This is a genomic window from Paenibacillus sp. FSL H3-0302, from assembly GCF_037982245.1.
In the GTDB taxonomy this organism is placed as follows: Bacteria; Bacillota; Bacilli; order Paenibacillales; family Paenibacillaceae; genus Paenibacillus_AQ; species Paenibacillus_AQ odorifer.
Genome location: NZ_CP150284.1, coordinates 2,392,391 through 2,408,405, shown reverse-complemented (window position 1 = coordinate 2,408,405; position 16,015 = coordinate 2,392,391). Strand labels below are relative to the sequence as shown.

Sequence of the window (16,015 nt, the reverse complement as noted above, 5' to 3'; positions counted from 1 at the left end):
TCCAATATTATAATTCGAGGAGGAAAACAAGGATATGACGCAAGAAAAAACAGGCGTAGCTACTTTTAAAGGCAACCCCATCACTCTCGTAGGACCTAAGCTAACAGCTGGTGATCCTGCACCCGATTTTGTTCTGAGCAAGAATCTTCTAGAAGACGTGTCTCTAAGTGATTATGCCGGTAAAATCAAGCTAATCAGTGTTGTCCCTTCTCTTGATACCGGGGTATGTGACGCACAGACCCGCCGGTTCAACAGTGAAGCCGCAGAGCTTGGTGACGATGTGGTAATTCTCACGGTAAGCACGGACCTGCCGTTTGCCCAAGCTCGCTGGTGCGGTGCTGCCGGCATCGATCGAGTAATTACTCTATCCGACCACAAAGCAACCTCATTTGGACAAGCCTATGGTGTGCTGATTAAAGAATTCCGCTTAGATATGCGCTCCATCTTTGTTCTGGATAAGAACGACAAGATCGTGTATGTTGAATATTTGAGTGAAATGACCGAGCACCCTAACTATGAAGATGCTATTGCTGCTGTGAAGAAGCTGCTCTAATTCTTTAATCAGTAGCGGTTATTCCAACAATACTTAATTATCTCTGTTAAAAAAGCGGCAGAAGGTCCATCCTTCTCCCGCTTTTTTTGTAATAGAAAGATTTATCGATAACACACTGAGCAGCTCACCGTTTACGTAAACGCATTCATACTACCCCTAAGCAAGAAGGGTTTGACGGGCCTCTAAAAATCAGTCTGCTTTGTATTTTCCTAATTTTTTGTCCAAAGATGCATACAAGCGTTGAATCACACGGTAATTCGCCCCGAGATCACCAAGTGAACCTCTAGATGCAGAATACATGTCTACACCACAACGAACAGGCGTCGTATTTAGCACCGATACCGTAATGTCCAGCGTACGGCCAAATGCCGTTCTTTTCTCAAGAGTAATCTCACCTACAGACTCCACTTCGTGAAGCACCTTAAATCCAGGAACTTTCTTTAAAGTTGATGAAACTTCTTCCCATGCTTTGTCTTTAGTTAGATTGTAATAACGCGTTTTTAATGTCGGATCTTTGGCGCGGTCGCTTGTTCCATCATGACTGCGGAATAAGCCAACCAAGGTTCTTTTTAACGACAAAATTCTTCCCCCTCTACAAATCCCAAGTTCATTATTCTAAGTGTAACACTCTTGTCTCAGGAACAAAAGGGTATAACTCACTTTCCCTTTATTCCAGACATACAAAAAAGCGCCCGCTCCCATTATTCACGGGAAACAGGGCGCCTTGGCTTAAACAAGAGAAAACCCGCTTATGCCGTCCGGCTACAGTGTCTTCTGAACCTGCTAGAGCAGGTGGGTGATCGCAGAAAACGTTTTTGAATTCCCCAAGTCATATAGACAGGGCGGTTCAGCTGCGCTTCGTGTAGATCTCCCAAGACATTATCATTGGTTCAAAACAACGAGTAACCGTAACGTACATCGCAGGATTTGTTATTATTATATTGCGTTTTAACGAAAAAGTAAACCTGTATGCGCTTTATTTTTACACAGGAATTAATTACCTGGAAATATCCAACGCTTAATCCAGCATTTTGTTAAATGCGTTTGGTGTCCTTTTCATCAATTTCATCCTCGTAGTCATCATCATCGTCATCGTCGTCATATTCATCCGCCCGATTGTTCAATGCTGCTGCTTCTGCTTCTTCCTGCTCTTTTAGTTTCTTCTTTTCTACTTGCAGCTGTAGCTTATTATAAGTAGCGTAGAAGTTAAAGAAGGCCGCCATTGCAATCAACGTTGGAATACAAATGAAATACAGAGCCGGATATCTAAGACCGATATAAACAAGAACCGCGGCTGCAATCAATGTAGAGAACACACGAATTGGGCGTGCTATAGTCAGCAATATAGAATTGGTCATCACTTGCTTGAAGCCCATTTGGTAGTGAACCACAATGGAAAAGAAGTTAAACATGGATACCGACAAAAGTATCATCAGCACCAACATCAAAATACCAACAATTCTGAAGTTAGGCATTTGTGTCATGTAAACTGTTACATCAACGTACATAACAACGAACATCAATGTATAGATAACTCCTCCGAGCATACTTTTTACATAGTTCTCTTTATACCCCTGAAAAAATGTACGAAAAGTTCCTACATCCGTATTCCCCATTACCCACTTACGTACTACAGTAAATAAAGCGGCTGAAGCTGGAAACACCGTAAAGGGCGCTAGAATCCCCATTGCCCAGTTCAATGTAATTTGCTCGTTCGCTCCACCTGCGCCTGTCCCTAACATAATCATCTTTAAAACACCAAAAAACAAAAACGGGGCGGAACATAGTGCCCATAAGATATTACTTCCTGCGATACGTGAAATCCATTCTGTGACGCGGTATAAGCCGCCCATTGCTCCTTTAAACTCCAATTCCCTTCCTCCTCTGTCTCTTACATACTACATATCTTAACTATACCTCATTTGACCTCCTCATTTCCATAGCCCAACTTTCTGAATTATAGACTATCGTCTATACGTAAAGCCTTTATAGTCCATATATTAGGATTGTAACCATAAGAAATACCAAAATCCCCACATTCTAAAGGAGGTTATCTCATGTCTACACCTGTTGGCTTCGGCGGTTGGACTTCTACAGGCACGATCCTCGTATTGTTTATCTTGCTCGTTATCATCACTCGTACATTCGGATACTAATATCTCACAAAACAAATTCGCGCCCTACTAAGGACACAACAATTCACCAAACATCCTTATATTTCAGCAAAAAGAAGACGAGAACCGCAATGCGGCATCTCGTCTTCTTTGGTATCTGGACGAAGTATTAATTATCGAAATCTTCACGTTTTGCAGGACGAGTGCTCGTGCTGCTTGGACGAGTGTATGGTTTACGCTCTGCGCTGCGGTTTGCACCACCGTCACGAGCTGGTGCGCCATCACGGTTGCCTTTATAGCCACCGCCATAGCCGCCACTGCCGCTACCGTAGTTGCTGCCACCGCTGCTATAGCCACCACGACTACCGCCACCGTTATTATCACGGTTACCACGGTATCCGCCACCGCTACCGCTGCCACCGGAAGTACCACGGTTTCCGCCATAACCACCATTAGGTTTACGGCCACTGCGGATATCGTTTTTGCCACCACGACGTTTAGCACGAATTGGATCTTCAGGAGTCAATTCAATTGCGGAATCCTTCTTGTCGCCAGTGAGAAGCTTCATAGCTGCGGACAACAATTGTACGGAATCATATTGCTCAAGCAATTGAATAGAAATTCCTTTGTACTCGTTCAATTCTCCGCTTTCTACCACTTCAAGCAAACGCTCAGCAGTAACGCGTTGTTTACCTTCAATAGCTTCAGCCATTGTTGGCAAAGGTTTACGAGTAATCCGGTGACGAGTAACACGTTCGATCAAATGCAGGTGATCGATTTCGCGTGGAGTAACGAATGACCAAGCCGTACCTTCTTTACCTGCGCGTCCTGTACGACCAATACGGTGTACATAGCTTTCAGGATCTTGTGGCAAGTCAAAGTTAATTACGTGAGTTACGCCGGATACGTCCAGACCACGTGCCGCTACGTCAGTAGCTACCAGCACGTCAATGCTGCCATCACGGAATTTACGCATTACAGCATCACGTTGGTTCTGTGACAAGTCACCATGCAATCCATCAGCAGAATATCCGCGTTTTTGCAAAGCTTCAGCAAGCTCATCAACCCGGCGCTTAGTACGTCCGAATACGATAGCTAATTCAGGTGATTCCATATCAATCAAACGACTAAGAGCTTCAAACTTTTGACGCTCAGGCACTTCCACATAAGCTTGATCAATCAGTGGGGCACTGATTTGTTTCGGAATAACGGAGACATGTTGCGGGTTGTTAAGAAATTGTTGAGCTAGGCGTTGAATGTTTGGTGGCATTGTAGCAGAGAACAACATGGTTTGACGTTCTACAGGAACGAGCTTCAAGATCGTCTGAATATCTTCCATAAAGCCCATATCCAGCATTTCATCTGCTTCATCCAATACAACGGTTTGAACATCATCCAAACGGATCGTTTTACGGTTGATGTGATCGAGCAAACGACCAGGTGTACCAATAATGATTTGTGGTTTCTTTTTCAATCCACGGATTTGACGTCCAATATCCTGTCCGCCATAAATCGCCAACGAGCGAAGACCTTTGAAACGGCTTAGCTTGCCAATTTCTTCTGACACTTGGATGGCCAACTCACGAGTTGGTGCCATAATAAGGGCCAAGATTTTTTCGTCTTCACGGTTAATCTTCGAAATGAGGGGGATACCAAAAGCAGCAGTCTTACCTGTACCAGTCTGAGCTTGACCGATCAGATCCGACCCAGTCAATGCTAATGGGATCGACTGTTCCTGTATCGGTGTTGCCTCCTCAAATCCTAACTCTGTGATTGCTTGTAGCACTTTTGGCTCCAAGCCAAATTCTGCGAATGTTTTCAAATTATTCATGCTCCTTCTATACAGTGGACATTCCACATGCTTGTCTGTATTCTTAAGTAGCGGTAAACACATTTATAGGCTGTCCAATCATGCTCTATTTTCTGCATGATATAGCGCTTTTGGGACGAAAAGCCTCCCTAATCATCAGGTACCTTGTTGTACCTGAGCAACTGTAGCTTTACATCCGATGCAATGCAAAAATACCATTGTAACGTTCTACTCAAGAATATCCTATACATTATATCACAAACACATGTGAGAATACCAGTGGGTTCCTTTCTTTTCATTGCTTTCATGTTTTATTTTTTTAAATATATATATAAGGGTGGATTTACTTGTTAAGACAGATTTTGAATTGTTTGGTTGTTTTTTTAGGGGCAGCACTGATCGCCAGTGGATTTAATCTATTTTTAATTCCACACCGTTTACTAAGTGGTGGCGTATCTGGGCTTTCCATGTTAGTGGGTTATTTCACTCCATTAAACATAAGCCTCCTATACTTGCTCTTTAATATTCCTCTGCTGGCTGCTGGCTGGTTCCAGTTAGGCCGGAGATTTATTATTATGAGCATGTTGTCCGTTGTGTTTACAACCTGGTTCTTAACGGTGATTCCCGAGCATCTGGTGGCTACAGATATGCTGCTGTCCTCTGTATTTGGCGGAGTTCTCGTTGGGATTGGCTGCGGTATCTCTTTCCGTGCAGGAGGTTCTTCCGGAGGTTTTGACATCTTGGGTTCAATTATCACTAAATACCGTGATTTCCCGGTCGGTAATGTAGTGGTAAGTTTAAATGGACTAGTTATCCTGGCGGCCGCTTATCTTGACCAGAACTGGAATTTAGCACTTTCATCAATGGTATCTATATATGTAACAGGTAAAGTGTTGGATATGATTCATATCAGCCACTTAAAAGTAACCGTATATATTGTAACAAACCGTACAGATGAATTACTGCAACATCTAATAGGCCTTCAACGAGGTGTCACAAAGATTAAAACAGAAGGCGCTTATTCTCACGTTGAAAAGGACATGCTAATGACGGTAACAACCCGCTACGAACTTGCAGAGCTGCAACGTATCATCCGCACGACAGATCCTCAAGCTTTTGTAAATATTGTTGAAACAGTGGGTGTCATGGGCTCCTTCCGGAAAGACAAAATGAGGAAATAAAAATTCCTAGTATTGGAAAATGCACCAAACTCAGAATTATGATATATTATACACACGCAGAACCCTAACAATTTCATAAAGATTGAGATTTACCCCTCTTTTTTCCAAAGCACTTCGTTTTCCGATGAACACTGAATCTATTCAGAACTATCGAAAAAGGAAAGGGTGATTTTTGTGGAAATGGAAACGGTAAAACTGTCAGCAATCGTCATGAGGTGGTATCCTGATATGATGCCGTTTCTCAAACAGGACGAATTAAATTCAGTAATCGTTCTGCGAGACGGGCTAAGTATTCTGGAACCTGCAGATGCCATGGATATTATCCATTACAGCATCTGTGAACATCAGAATTCTGCGTATCTTCAATGAGCAAGCCGCAAGAGAAGTCTTGATAGTTGCCGCCTTGGGTTCGGCCCTGTTGCCGATTTAAGGCGGCATTTACTTTTTTCATACCGTTTCGAATCCATACATCTCGTTTATAAACAACAAAGGCGGTTTTTTATTCCCAATCTGAGCTAATATTGTTACAACACTGTTCTTTTTGGGAGCAACCGTTCCTATATAATTTAGGGGAAAGTACATAAAGGGAGAGAAAAACGAATGAACATCACCTGGGCTCTACTGATGATGGCCTTGGGAAGCGTAGGCGTACAACAGAACCAACATGACGCTGAAGTGGCGATCGCTTTGAAGTCCGCCATGAATCCCCCCATCATTGCACAACAAAACAACAATTCGAATGTAGCAACTCCAGCTCCAAGCGCTTCACCTGAAGCAACAAACTCAGAAAGTATGTTACACACCGATCCACAGCCAGACGCACCCAAAGTAAAAGGCATTTATGTTACCGCCTACAGTGCTGGTGGGGAACGAATGGAAAAGCTGCTTACATTGCTTGACCAAACCGAACTTAACTCAATGGTTATAGACATTAAGGACGATGCGGGTTATATCACGTATAAGACCGATAATGCCGACCTTCAGAAGCTTGGTAACCCTCAGCCTTTTATTGGAGATATCAGCAAGTTAATGGAACGTTTGAAGAAACATGATGTTTATCCTATCGCCCGGATTGTTGTTTTTAAAGATTCCATTCTTGCCAAGAAGAACCCGCAGATGTCTTTTGTTAATTCTGATGGCACTGTATGGAAGAATAAAGGCGGCGACAGCTTTGTTAATCCTTATAATGAAGATGTTTGGAAATACAATGTGGATATCGCCAAGGAAGCTGTCAAGCTCGGCTTCAAAGAAATTCAGTTCGACTATGTTCGTTTTCCGGAAGGATTCGAAAAACGTGCTGAAACCCTTAAATACACTAAAACCAGTGATTCACGCGTAGAAATTGTATCTAATTTTGTTAAATATGCCAAAGCAGAGCTAGCTCCACTTGGTGTCCGTGTGTCCGTAGATATTTTTGGATATGCCGCATCTGCCCCTGCTGAGGGTATCGGCCAAGACTTTGTTAAAATATCCAAGAATGTGGATGTTATCAGTCCAATGGTTTATCCAAGTCACTATTCAACGGGATGGTTTGGCGTGAAAGAGCCCGACTTAGATCCTTACGCTACAATCAAAGGCTCCATGGTTGATACACATAAGAAGCTTGATCCACTGGGCAGCTACAAACCCGTTATTCGGCCTTGGATTCAAGACTTTACAGCAAGCTGGCTCGGAAGTGGTCATTATGTGAAATATGGTAAAAAACAGGTGGAAGATCAAATCCGCGCTTTAAAAGATGAGAATGTGGATGAGTTCCTTCTCTGGAACGCCAATAATCGCTATACAGCCGATGTTGATTACGAAAAACAATGAATACAGCCCTTATTATTTATAGCTGATCTGATATACGTATGCTAAAGACCCGGCGTCTGCCGGGTCTTTTAACGGAAACTTATTGAACTATTTAACCTATTCCATGAAAAATCATAAAGAATGAGGCACAGAATTATGATACAGACCACCTCTTTAAAACAAAAGGCAGGACAATTTTTTCATATTTTATTCCCAATCCTTGTTACACAAATTGCTTTATCCGCGATCACCTTCTTTGATACTAATATGTCCGGTAAATTCGGAACCGTCGATCTGGCAGGAGTTGCGATAGGAACTAGTCTTTGGATTCCAATCCAAACCGGTCTCAGCGGTATTCTTATGGGGATCACACCTATTGTTTCACAGCTCATCGGGAGCAAAAAAGATAAGGATGTTGCCTTTCAAGTCACACAAGGTATTTGGCTGTCACTGATTGTTTCGATCATCGTCTTGCTGATTGGCAGCTTTGCCTTGTCACCTATTCTTAATTTTATGAACTTGGAGCCTGGTGTAAGAGATGTTGCTTTCCGCTTCCTCAGTGCTATTTCGTTCGGAATTATCCCCCTGTTTGGATATACGGTACTTCGTAGCTGTATAGACGCTTTAGGGCAAACACGCGTATCCATGTGTATTACACTAATAGCTTTGCCTGTAAATGTAGGTTTGAACTATTTGCTCATCTTCGGGAACTTCGGATTCCCTCGTCTCGGGGGTGTTGGTGCAGGGGTAGCTTCAGCCATTACCTATTGGGTTATATTTGCCGTTGCTCTACTGTTCATATATCGTTCTCAGGCCTTTGTAAATCTCAGATTATTCCGTAATTTCTACTTCATATCGTTAAACAGCATTAAAGATTTGCTTAAAATCGGAGTACCCATCGGTTTCTCGATTTTTTTCGAAACGGCTGTCTTTTCCGCTGTAACCTTGTTAATGAGCCGATTTGATACCGTAACAATTGCCGCGCATCAGGCAGCAATCAATTTTGCAACAACACTCTATATGATTCCGCTCAGTATTTGCATCAGCCTTACCATCCTCGTCGGCTTCGAGACCGGGTCTGGCAGACAAAAGGATGCACGCCAATATGCCATAATGGGTATTGGGCTGGCAGCAATCCTTTCGCTGGCCACAGCTTTATTACTCTTGTTTGCCGGAAATCATGTAGCTGGTCTATATTCAGATGAACCCGATGTCATCTCGTTGATTCAGCATTTCCTGATCTATGCAATCTTTTTTCAAATCTCAGATGCAATTGCTACACCTACTCAAGGGGCGCTTCGCGGATATAAGGATGTTAACCCAGCCTTTATCATTTGTTTTATTGCCTATTGGGTAATTGGCTTACCTACAGGTTATGTACTTGCAACTTATACAGATCTAGGAGCATTCGGCTACTGGATTGGTCTTATTACCGGTCTTGCCATCGGTGCGACCCTGCTATTGTCTCGGCTTATCAAAGTTCAACGGCGTTATGCCGCACAATACACACAGGAACAACCACAGAGTTAACGATCCATATTACACAAAAAAGGAACAGTGCGCATCTCGCAGCTGTTCCTTTTTATATATAGCGTCGCTAATTATTGGGAAAGACGGGAAGCCAGCTCGTACAGCTCCAGGTCAAAGCCCTTTTTCGTATTTACAACGAGATCAATATCTGTAAGAGTTAATTCACCTTTGATGATACCACAAGCCTTGTCGGATTCACCTTCGATTAGCTTACGTACGGCAAAATCGCCAAGACGGCTAGCCAGATTCCGGTCTCCAGGAGTTGGTGTTCCACCACGTTGGATATGTCCGAGTACAGTAACACGTGCATCCAGAGAAGCATGACGGTCTTTCAGAGCTTGAGCCACATCTTCACCTTTGCCAACGCCTTCGGCAACAATTACGATACTGTGACGTTTACCTCTGATAAAGTTATCGCGCATCCGGTCAGCAACTTCATTCAAATCATACGGCATTTCCGGCACAAGAATTGTTTCTGCTCCGGAGGCCAGTCCAGCATGCAGCGCGATATCGCCACAGTGGCGTCCCATAACCTCTACAATCGAAGAACGTTCATGGGATGACATAGTGTCACGCAACTTGTTAATAGCGTCTACAACAACGCCAACCGCTGTATCAAACCCGATAGTGTAGTCTGTGAAGGAGATATCGTTATCAATCGTACCTGGCAAAGCCATAGTCTTGATACCAAGTTTACTTAATTTGTTAGCTCCTTTATAAGAACCATCTCCACCGATAACTACTAGACCATCGATACCCAGTTCATTAAGGATATCCGCGCCTTTTTGTTGTCCTTCCGGTTTCGTGAACTCCAGACATCTTGCAGACTGCAGAACAGTACCGCCACGTTGAATAATATCCCCTACACTGCGAAGATCCATTGGGAAAATATCGCGATTCAGCAGACCTTGATAACCACGTTGCACCCCAAATACCTCAATACCGAAATAAAGTGCGCTTCTTACAACCGCACGAACAGCGGCGTTCATTCCCTGTGAATCTCCACCACTAGTCAATACTGCGATTTTTTGAATTTTAGACATTCTGTTGTTCCTCCTTAAAATTGTGCGAAGCCTGATACATCTTATAAAAACAACTTCGCGACATGGTTACAAAAAGCGTTTGCGTATCCAACGGCTGTTAGCGAAGAAGAACAGTCTTGTAAGCGGACTGCCTTTCATCAGGCTTTTAGATACAGAGCGAACTTCCCGCTGTTCGCTAACTTTGGGATCAGATAAATAAAGTGCCAGCAATCCCTCAATCACCATACGATGCATCGAAGACTCTGGAAGATTACGAACATCCTTACGGGCCCACTCAACCATTGCAGCGATCCGACTCAGCATGGTATCCGTGTCATCATAATAATTGCAGAAATTAAGATCACCGCCTGCTCGGTCCTCTTCCTGATCAATCAGATAATCCAGCATAATGTGCAGACCACATACATGCGGAAAATACGCGGCTCGAATCGAAGCCGCAGAAGCTTGGTTCAGCTTCGGATCACATGCGGAAAGAAATAACATAAATACACCTAGTGTTGATCCCGTTGCAGCCGAAAACTCATTCCATTGCAGATGCGGCGCTCGACTGCCCTGTTCCTCCCACCACTCCTTCAGGGCTGTTTCCCTGAGTTCCGGGCGGATGTGCTTATACACTTGTAAATCTGTATAGAGCACAGCCAGTTCTCGAATCTCCGCTGCAGCAGCGGAATAACCTGGCAACAAAGAAATCATTTCTTGGCATTTACGAACCAGCCTGTACAAATATCCGCCGTCATTCTGTTCACTTCGAAGCGCATAATAATTACCTGGCTCAGCATTTGGATCAATAGCATCCAGCATAGATTGATGCAGCAGCCTGAAATCTGCAGGATCAAGCGAAGTACTGCGATCACATAAGTTGTCCAGATAATCACTGATAGTTTGATAAGCAACAATTAGCGGAATCAGTATATGTTTCATCGATAAATTGCCGGCGGCATAAATACCACCGCCTATGCAATGAAACTCTTTAGTTTCAATGCTGGCAAGTGCTTGCTTCCGGAGCTCGGGATCGGGAATCCCGTTCGCATCTTGGCGCCAGAAATGGAGACATTCTCTCACTTCCGGCAGCACGTACTTATAGACCCTGTTCATAAGTCCCAGTGGACCACGCGGGCTAAGGTAACGGCCTTGCTCTAATTCACTCAATGACAGTGCCTCCACATTGTTGTCTCCTTATCCAAATCACCACTTATTATAATATGATCAGGCGTATTTGTACAAACAACAAAATCACTTTCGTAAAATCATGAAAGATTCAGAAATACAGCAGTTTTTAAAAACATCTCCCCATTGCTTTATGCTATACTAGGCATATTTCAATTTCGGAGGAGTGCAATCCATGTTTTCAAAACGGACCGGCAGCCTTTACAGTGATCAAAACTGGCTGCGTTCCTTTCTTTTTACCATATATGGTACCAGCGTCCTTGTAGTATCCTACTTTCCTTTATTCTACACACATTTAGGGTTTAGCAGTTCTCAGATAGGCTACTTGTATTCCCTCGGTCCCCTTATCTCCATCCTATCCAATCTATTCTGGAGTATGATAAGCGATAAGTTAGGCACCGTTCGAAAGATCATGTTCATACTACTTGCGGGTCAATTAGTAACTGGTCTTCTATTAGCCAGAGCGGCCGAATTTTCATCTGTCATGCTTATTTTGTCCTTCTTCTACTTCTTCTATTACCCAGTTTTTCCGCTTGCCGATACAATGGCTATCAAAGTTGCCGAAAGACACGGACGGAACTTCATTACCATTCGCGTTTTTGGCTCCTTAGGCTATTCTTTCTTTGCTCTAACCGTTGGCTATGCATTAAGAGCATTGGGCTCTACTTGGAGCTTGACCCTATGTATCATCATCATTATTGCTGCACTTTTAATTACCCTAGGTCTTAAGGATGTTAAAAGACCTGCTGTTATAGAAACAACGAATCAAGATAAGGACACAGCTGAAGCTGATAATAGCAAAAATGGACTTAAAGATATATTGTTGCAAAAAGAGGTGCTGTGGTTCTTCGGCTGTGTGTTTGTACTCGCGTTAGGCCATAGAATGAACGAAGCCTTTCTGACGATCAGTCTAAAACAACTAGGCGCTGGTGAGGAAATCATTGGCTGGGCATTGCTCGCGTCAGCTCTTAGTGAAATCCCTGTATTATTTATCCTCAGCAGATACGGCGACAAATTCAAAGAATTGCCCTTGCTGGCCTTGGGGAGTCTGATGTATGCTCTGCGTTTTCTTTTGATGTCCCTGGCGGATCATCCAGGCTCAATGATTGCCATTCAAGCCATGCACAGTATATCATTTGGTGTTTTTTATGTAACATCTGTCCGTTATATCACCCGGATTATCCCGGATCGCCTTCGGGCAACAGGTCTTGCCATTTTCACCGTCGTTTGGTCAAGTGCCTCTGGGCTGCTTAGCGGTACCTTTGGCGGCATTATTTATCAAGAGGCGGGGCGTTATATTTTTTATATAGTGGCTACGGGTTTCAGCTTACTTGCTTTTGCAGGGTTTCTGGGACAGCATTTATTGAAATCCAACCTGGAGCCGATCAATTATTTCAGAAAAAAGAACAAAAAAGCCTCCCTATAATTAGGGTTGGTGTTATTCCATAATACAAAAAGGTCGTTTCACTCCCCTTCACTGGAGTGAAACGACCTTTTTCATTTTGGATAACTTCTATAGTGAGCGTAAAAAACACAGTTCCCGAAAGAACTGTGTTCTGTAAGTTGGTAACCACTCTTGCAAGGGCTTGCCAAGTAAATTATATATTTGTAGCAGACAGCTTAACTGTCCTGCTGTTTCTTATAATTTTACTACGTTTTCAGCTTGCGGTCCGCGACTACCATCAGTGATGTCGAATTCTACTTCTTGACCTTCGTCCAAAGTCTTGAATCCTTCACCTTGAATTGCTGAGAAGTGTACGAATACATCTTCGCCGCCTTCTACTTGAAGAAAACCATAACCTTTTTCTGCGTTAAACCATTTTACTGTACCTTTCAATTGAACAACCTCCTAAAAATAACCGCCATATATGGCGTATAACTATAGTATACTGCAATCTTCTGTTCAAATCAATCAAACCCAACCCTTAATATATGATTTAATTTGCTTTTCCCTTCTCCAGTGCGTTATCATTGAGCCAAAAGCCAAAAATCGCCAGGGTGGTAATGATAATGATCAAAAAACATGAAATATACAAAACAGACAAATGGAATATGATGACGGTAGAAGTTCAAGGCCGCTACATTGTACTCCGCGAAATTTCCGATCAATGGGGAGAAGAAACACATACCTTCCTTAGTCGTCCAGCGATGATGCAATGGGTGAATAACCGCTTCAACAAAGAATCTTATAAAGACAATGAAGAAGAGTACAAAAACATCATTGCAGCTTTCAAACAGGTATAACAGGAAATGAATAACGAAAATCTCACGATTTATGTTGTCCTAGTCCTCTGTCTAGGCGCAGTATTAATTATGACCAAGGATCGTGTCCCGCCGAAACTAAAGCGGGGCATGGCCATGGCTGCGGTCGTAATGATTCTGTTTGCTTTCATCTTTGTTATTTATAGCTTGTTGGCATAACTACCATATAAAGAAGACTAAATATTAATAATCAGGACTTAGCAGGACATAATAAGCTGACTCTACTTTTCAAAGAGGAGGACGTCATGCCTATTACACTCAAGTCCATCCCTCTTCTACTTGTGCTCAGCTTGCTACCGGGTGAAATATCATCCACAGTATTGCCGAGGGAGATTATGCCTACTACATCTCATCATTCTAGGAGGGTTTCTATGGAACAATTATTGAAGAGAAGTGAAGTACCTGCTGAGAATCGTTGGAAGCTTGAAGATATATTTGCCTCTCAGAAGGATTGGGATGCAGAATATGCTGAAGCTAAATCACTGATCAAAAAAGCTGCTGATTTCCAAGGTAAACTTGATTCCGCAGAAGCTGTGAAACAATGTTTTGAGCTGGATGACAAGCTGTCCGTCTCCACTGAGCGACTTTTTGTCTATGCTCATATGCGTCAGGATGAAGACACTGCTAATCCTGAATATCAAGCTTTGTCCTCCAAAGCGAAGAAGCTTGGGATCGAAGCAGGCGAAGCCTTTTCTTTTGTAACCCCAGAAATCTTGGCACTGCCTATTGAGAAGCTGGATCAATTTATTGCTGATCCTGAACTGTCCGCTTACACCTTCACTTTAAAAGAGATGAAACGTGAGAAAGCGCATGTATTGTCCAAGGCTGAGGAAGCTCTGCTTGCCCAAGTTGGAAACCTAGCACAAGCGCCTCAGAATATTTTTAGTATGCTGAACAACGCAGATCTGAAATTCCCTAAGATTAAAGATGAAGATGGCAAAGAGGTCGAGCTGACTCACGGCAACTATATCAAGTTCTTGGAAAGCTCCGATCGCGAGGTTCGCCGAAATGCTTTTAAAGCAGTCTATGACACCTATCGTAAGCAAAAAAACACCATCGCAGCAACGCTTAGCGCCAATGTGAACAAAAACGTCTTTTTCTCACACGTCCGCAAGTATCCATCTGTAATGGAAATGTCTCTTTACGGTGATAACATTCCAAAAGAGGTATACACCAACCTGATCGATACGATTCATGAGAGTCTTCCTTTAATGCACCGTTACATGAAGTTGCGTCAAAAGCTGCTTGGTGTGGATGAGTTACATATGTATGACCTATTTGCACCACTAGTAGATGAATATAAGCTGGATATCACGTACGAAGAAGCGAAGAAAATTACCAAAGAAGGCCTCAAACCGCTGGGTGAAGATTATCTGAATGTGCTGCAAAAAGGCTACGACAATGGCTGGATTGATGTCTATGAGAACGAGAATAAACGCTCTGGAGCTTACAGCTGGGGCCCTTATGGCACACACCCATACGTCCTGCTGAACCATAACGATAATCTGAACAGTATGTTTACTCTGGCACATGAGATGGGTCATGCTCTACACTCTTATTTTTCAGACAACGCTCTGAACTATCGGGATGCACAGTATACCATTTTCCTTGCAGAGGTTGCTTCGACTACCAATGAAGCTTTGCTTATGGATTATCTACTCAAAAAGTCTACAGATCCTAAGGAAAAAATGTATCTGCTCACCTACTATGCCGATCAGTTCCGGACAACGATTTTCCGGCAAACAATGTTCGCAGAATTTGAAAAGATCATTCATCAGCGTGTTGAAGAGGGCGATTCGCTTACCCCTCAAGATCTTTCAAGTATCTACTACGACCTGAATGTCAAATACTACGGCAAAGAAATGGTTGTAGATCAGGATATCGAGATGGAATGGGCACGAATTCCGCATTTCTATAACAGCTTCTATGTTTACAAATATGCAACAGGCTTCTCGGCAGCGACTAGCTTTGCCAAACAAATCCTTGAAGAAGGTAAACCGGCGGTAGATCGTTACCTCGGCTTCCTGAAGAGCGGTGGCAGTGATTACTCCATCAATATTTTGTCAAAAGCAGGCGTTGACATGTCGTCTCCTGAGCCGATTCGCGAAGCGATGAGTGTGTTCGAAAGTGTTATCGAGCAAATGGAACAGTTGACCAAATAAGGCAGAGAGCTTAGTATTACATTAATCCCTTGCCCTATCTGGGCAGGGGATTTTATATTGTTATATCCCCCTGAGGAGGAAGAATTCAATGAGAATTCAATGGTCACTAATTGCGGGTCTAATCTTCGCGCTGCTAACCGCCATATTCGCAGTCATCAACGTTGATCCCGTTCAAGTCAATTTCGGTTTTGATGTGGTTAATATACCACTTATACTCGTTATTCTTGGCTGCGCGTTAATTGGCGGAATCATCGTGGGCTCTTACGGCATTTTTCGTCAATACAAACTACAAAAGCAAATTAAAAGCTTAACTGCTGAGCTTACCAAGCTTCGTGATGCCGACACTTCACTGGATTCTTTTAACACAGACAATGATGGCTTAACAGGAGGGCTTAACTAATG

At 43.1% G+C, this 16,015-nt stretch carries 17 protein-coding genes and 1 other RNA gene; 11 read left to right on the top strand and 7 right to left on the bottom strand.

Annotated features, from left to right (window positions below; all coding sequences use genetic code 11):
- Window positions 1-34: 34 nt before the first annotated feature.
- Window positions 35-553, top strand: coding sequence for a thiol peroxidase (gene tpx / locus MHH50_RS10500; RefSeq protein ID WP_076125122.1), 519 nt, complete (start codon window positions 35-37; stop codon window positions 551-553).
- Window positions 554-742: 189 nt separating this feature from the next.
- Here tpx and MHH50_RS10495 read toward each other — a convergent pair whose 3' ends face one another.
- The 3 genes from MHH50_RS10495 to MHH50_RS10485 all read right to left on the bottom strand — a co-directional run bounded on the left by MHH50_RS10495 (window position 743) and on the right by MHH50_RS10485 (window position 2,424).
- On the bottom strand, window positions 743-1,132 hold the full coding sequence (locus MHH50_RS10495) for a DUF1499 domain-containing protein (protein ID WP_036689295.1): 390 nt from the start codon (window positions 1,130-1,132) through the stop codon (window positions 743-745).
- A 159-nt stretch (window positions 1,133-1,291) separates the two neighbouring features.
- Window positions 1,292-1,483, bottom strand: a non-coding RNA gene (gene ssrS / locus MHH50_RS10490) — 6S RNA.
- 104 nt (window positions 1,484-1,587) lie between these two features.
- Window positions 1,588-2,424, bottom strand: coding sequence for a DUF624 domain-containing protein (locus tag MHH50_RS10485; RefSeq protein ID WP_076125120.1), 837 nt, complete (start codon window positions 2,422-2,424; stop codon window positions 1,588-1,590).
- Between the two features lie 186 nt (window positions 2,425-2,610).
- Here MHH50_RS10485 and MHH50_RS10480 point away from each other — a divergent pair, with 186 nt between their 5' ends.
- Entirely contained in the window at window positions 2,611-2,709 is a 99-nt protein-coding gene (locus tag MHH50_RS10480; RefSeq protein ID WP_036689290.1) for a hypothetical protein, read from the top strand.
- Between the two features lie 127 nt (window positions 2,710-2,836).
- On the opposite strand, the gene MHH50_RS10475 is transcribed toward MHH50_RS10480, so the two are convergent.
- The gene (locus MHH50_RS10475; RefSeq protein WP_036689288.1) at window positions 2,837-4,489 is read right to left on the bottom strand and encodes a DEAD/DEAH box helicase; all 1,653 of its coding nucleotides are present in this window, start codon (window positions 4,487-4,489) and stop codon (window positions 2,837-2,839) included.
- A gap of 335 nt (window positions 4,490-4,824) precedes the next feature.
- Here MHH50_RS10475 and MHH50_RS10470 point away from each other — a divergent pair, with 335 nt between their 5' ends.
- The 4 genes from MHH50_RS10470 to MHH50_RS10455 all read left to right on the top strand — a co-directional run bounded on the left by MHH50_RS10470 (window position 4,825) and on the right by MHH50_RS10455 (window position 8,979).
- Entirely contained in the window at window positions 4,825-5,658 is an 834-nt protein-coding gene (locus MHH50_RS10470; RefSeq protein ID WP_036689285.1) for a YitT family protein, read from the top strand.
- A 180-nt stretch (window positions 5,659-5,838) separates the two neighbouring features.
- Window positions 5,839-6,027: a hypothetical protein gene (locus MHH50_RS10465; protein WP_036689649.1), complete on the top strand. Its 189-nt coding sequence runs from the start codon at window positions 5,839-5,841 to the stop codon at window positions 6,025-6,027.
- 231 nt (window positions 6,028-6,258) lie between these two features.
- Complete coding sequence (locus tag MHH50_RS10460; RefSeq protein ID WP_076125118.1) at window positions 6,259-7,470, top strand: putative glycoside hydrolase; 1,212 nt, start codon at window positions 6,259-6,261, stop codon at window positions 7,468-7,470.
- A 135-nt stretch (window positions 7,471-7,605) separates the two neighbouring features.
- Entirely contained in the window at window positions 7,606-8,979 is a 1,374-nt protein-coding gene (locus MHH50_RS10455; RefSeq protein ID WP_076125117.1) for an MATE family efflux transporter, read from the top strand.
- Window positions 8,980-9,050: 71 nt separating this feature from the next.
- Here MHH50_RS10455 and pfkA read toward each other — a convergent pair whose 3' ends face one another.
- Together pfkA and MHH50_RS10445 are read right to left on the bottom strand one after the other, a co-directional pair.
- A complete protein-coding gene (pfkA, locus tag MHH50_RS10450; protein WP_036689277.1) occupies window positions 9,051-10,022 on the bottom strand; it encodes a 6-phosphofructokinase in 972 nt (323 codons plus the stop codon).
- Window positions 10,023-10,088: 66 nt separating this feature from the next.
- A complete protein-coding gene (locus MHH50_RS10445; RefSeq protein WP_036689648.1) occupies window positions 10,089-11,171 on the bottom strand; it encodes a tetraprenyl-beta-curcumene synthase family protein in 1,083 nt (360 codons plus the stop codon).
- Between the two features lie 193 nt (window positions 11,172-11,364).
- On the opposite strand from MHH50_RS10445, the gene MHH50_RS10440 reads away from it, so the two are divergent.
- Entirely contained in the window at window positions 11,365-12,615 is a 1,251-nt protein-coding gene (locus tag MHH50_RS10440; protein WP_076125115.1) for an MFS transporter, read from the top strand.
- A 213-nt stretch (window positions 12,616-12,828) separates the two neighbouring features.
- Here the strand turns inward: MHH50_RS10440 and MHH50_RS10435 are convergent, their stop codons facing one another.
- Window positions 12,829-13,026 carry a cold shock domain-containing protein gene (locus MHH50_RS10435; RefSeq protein WP_036689272.1) on the bottom strand — a complete coding sequence of 66 codons (198 nt, stop codon included), beginning with the start codon at window positions 13,024-13,026 and terminating at the stop codon, window positions 12,829-12,831.
- 173 nt (window positions 13,027-13,199) lie between these two features.
- On the opposite strand from MHH50_RS10435, the gene MHH50_RS10430 reads away from it, so the two are divergent.
- The 4 genes from MHH50_RS10430 to MHH50_RS10415 all read left to right on the top strand — a co-directional run bounded on the left by MHH50_RS10430 (window position 13,200) and on the right by MHH50_RS10415 (window position 16,013).
- A complete protein-coding gene (locus MHH50_RS10430; protein WP_036689271.1) occupies window positions 13,200-13,433 on the top strand; it encodes a hypothetical protein in 234 nt (77 codons plus the stop codon).
- A gap of 6 nt (window positions 13,434-13,439) precedes the next feature.
- A complete protein-coding gene (locus MHH50_RS10425; protein ID WP_036689267.1) occupies window positions 13,440-13,610 on the top strand; it encodes a hypothetical protein in 171 nt (56 codons plus the stop codon).
- A gap of 212 nt (window positions 13,611-13,822) precedes the next feature.
- The gene (gene pepF / locus MHH50_RS10420) at window positions 13,823-15,613 is read left to right on the top strand and encodes an oligoendopeptidase F (protein WP_076125113.1); all 1,791 of its coding nucleotides are present in this window, start codon (window positions 13,823-13,825) and stop codon (window positions 15,611-15,613) included.
- 88 nt (window positions 15,614-15,701) lie between these two features.
- Entirely contained in the window at window positions 15,702-16,013 is a 312-nt protein-coding gene (locus MHH50_RS10415) for a lipopolysaccharide assembly protein LapA domain-containing protein (RefSeq protein ID WP_042126298.1), read from the top strand.
- The last annotated feature ends 2 nt before the right edge of the window (window positions 16,014-16,015 follow it).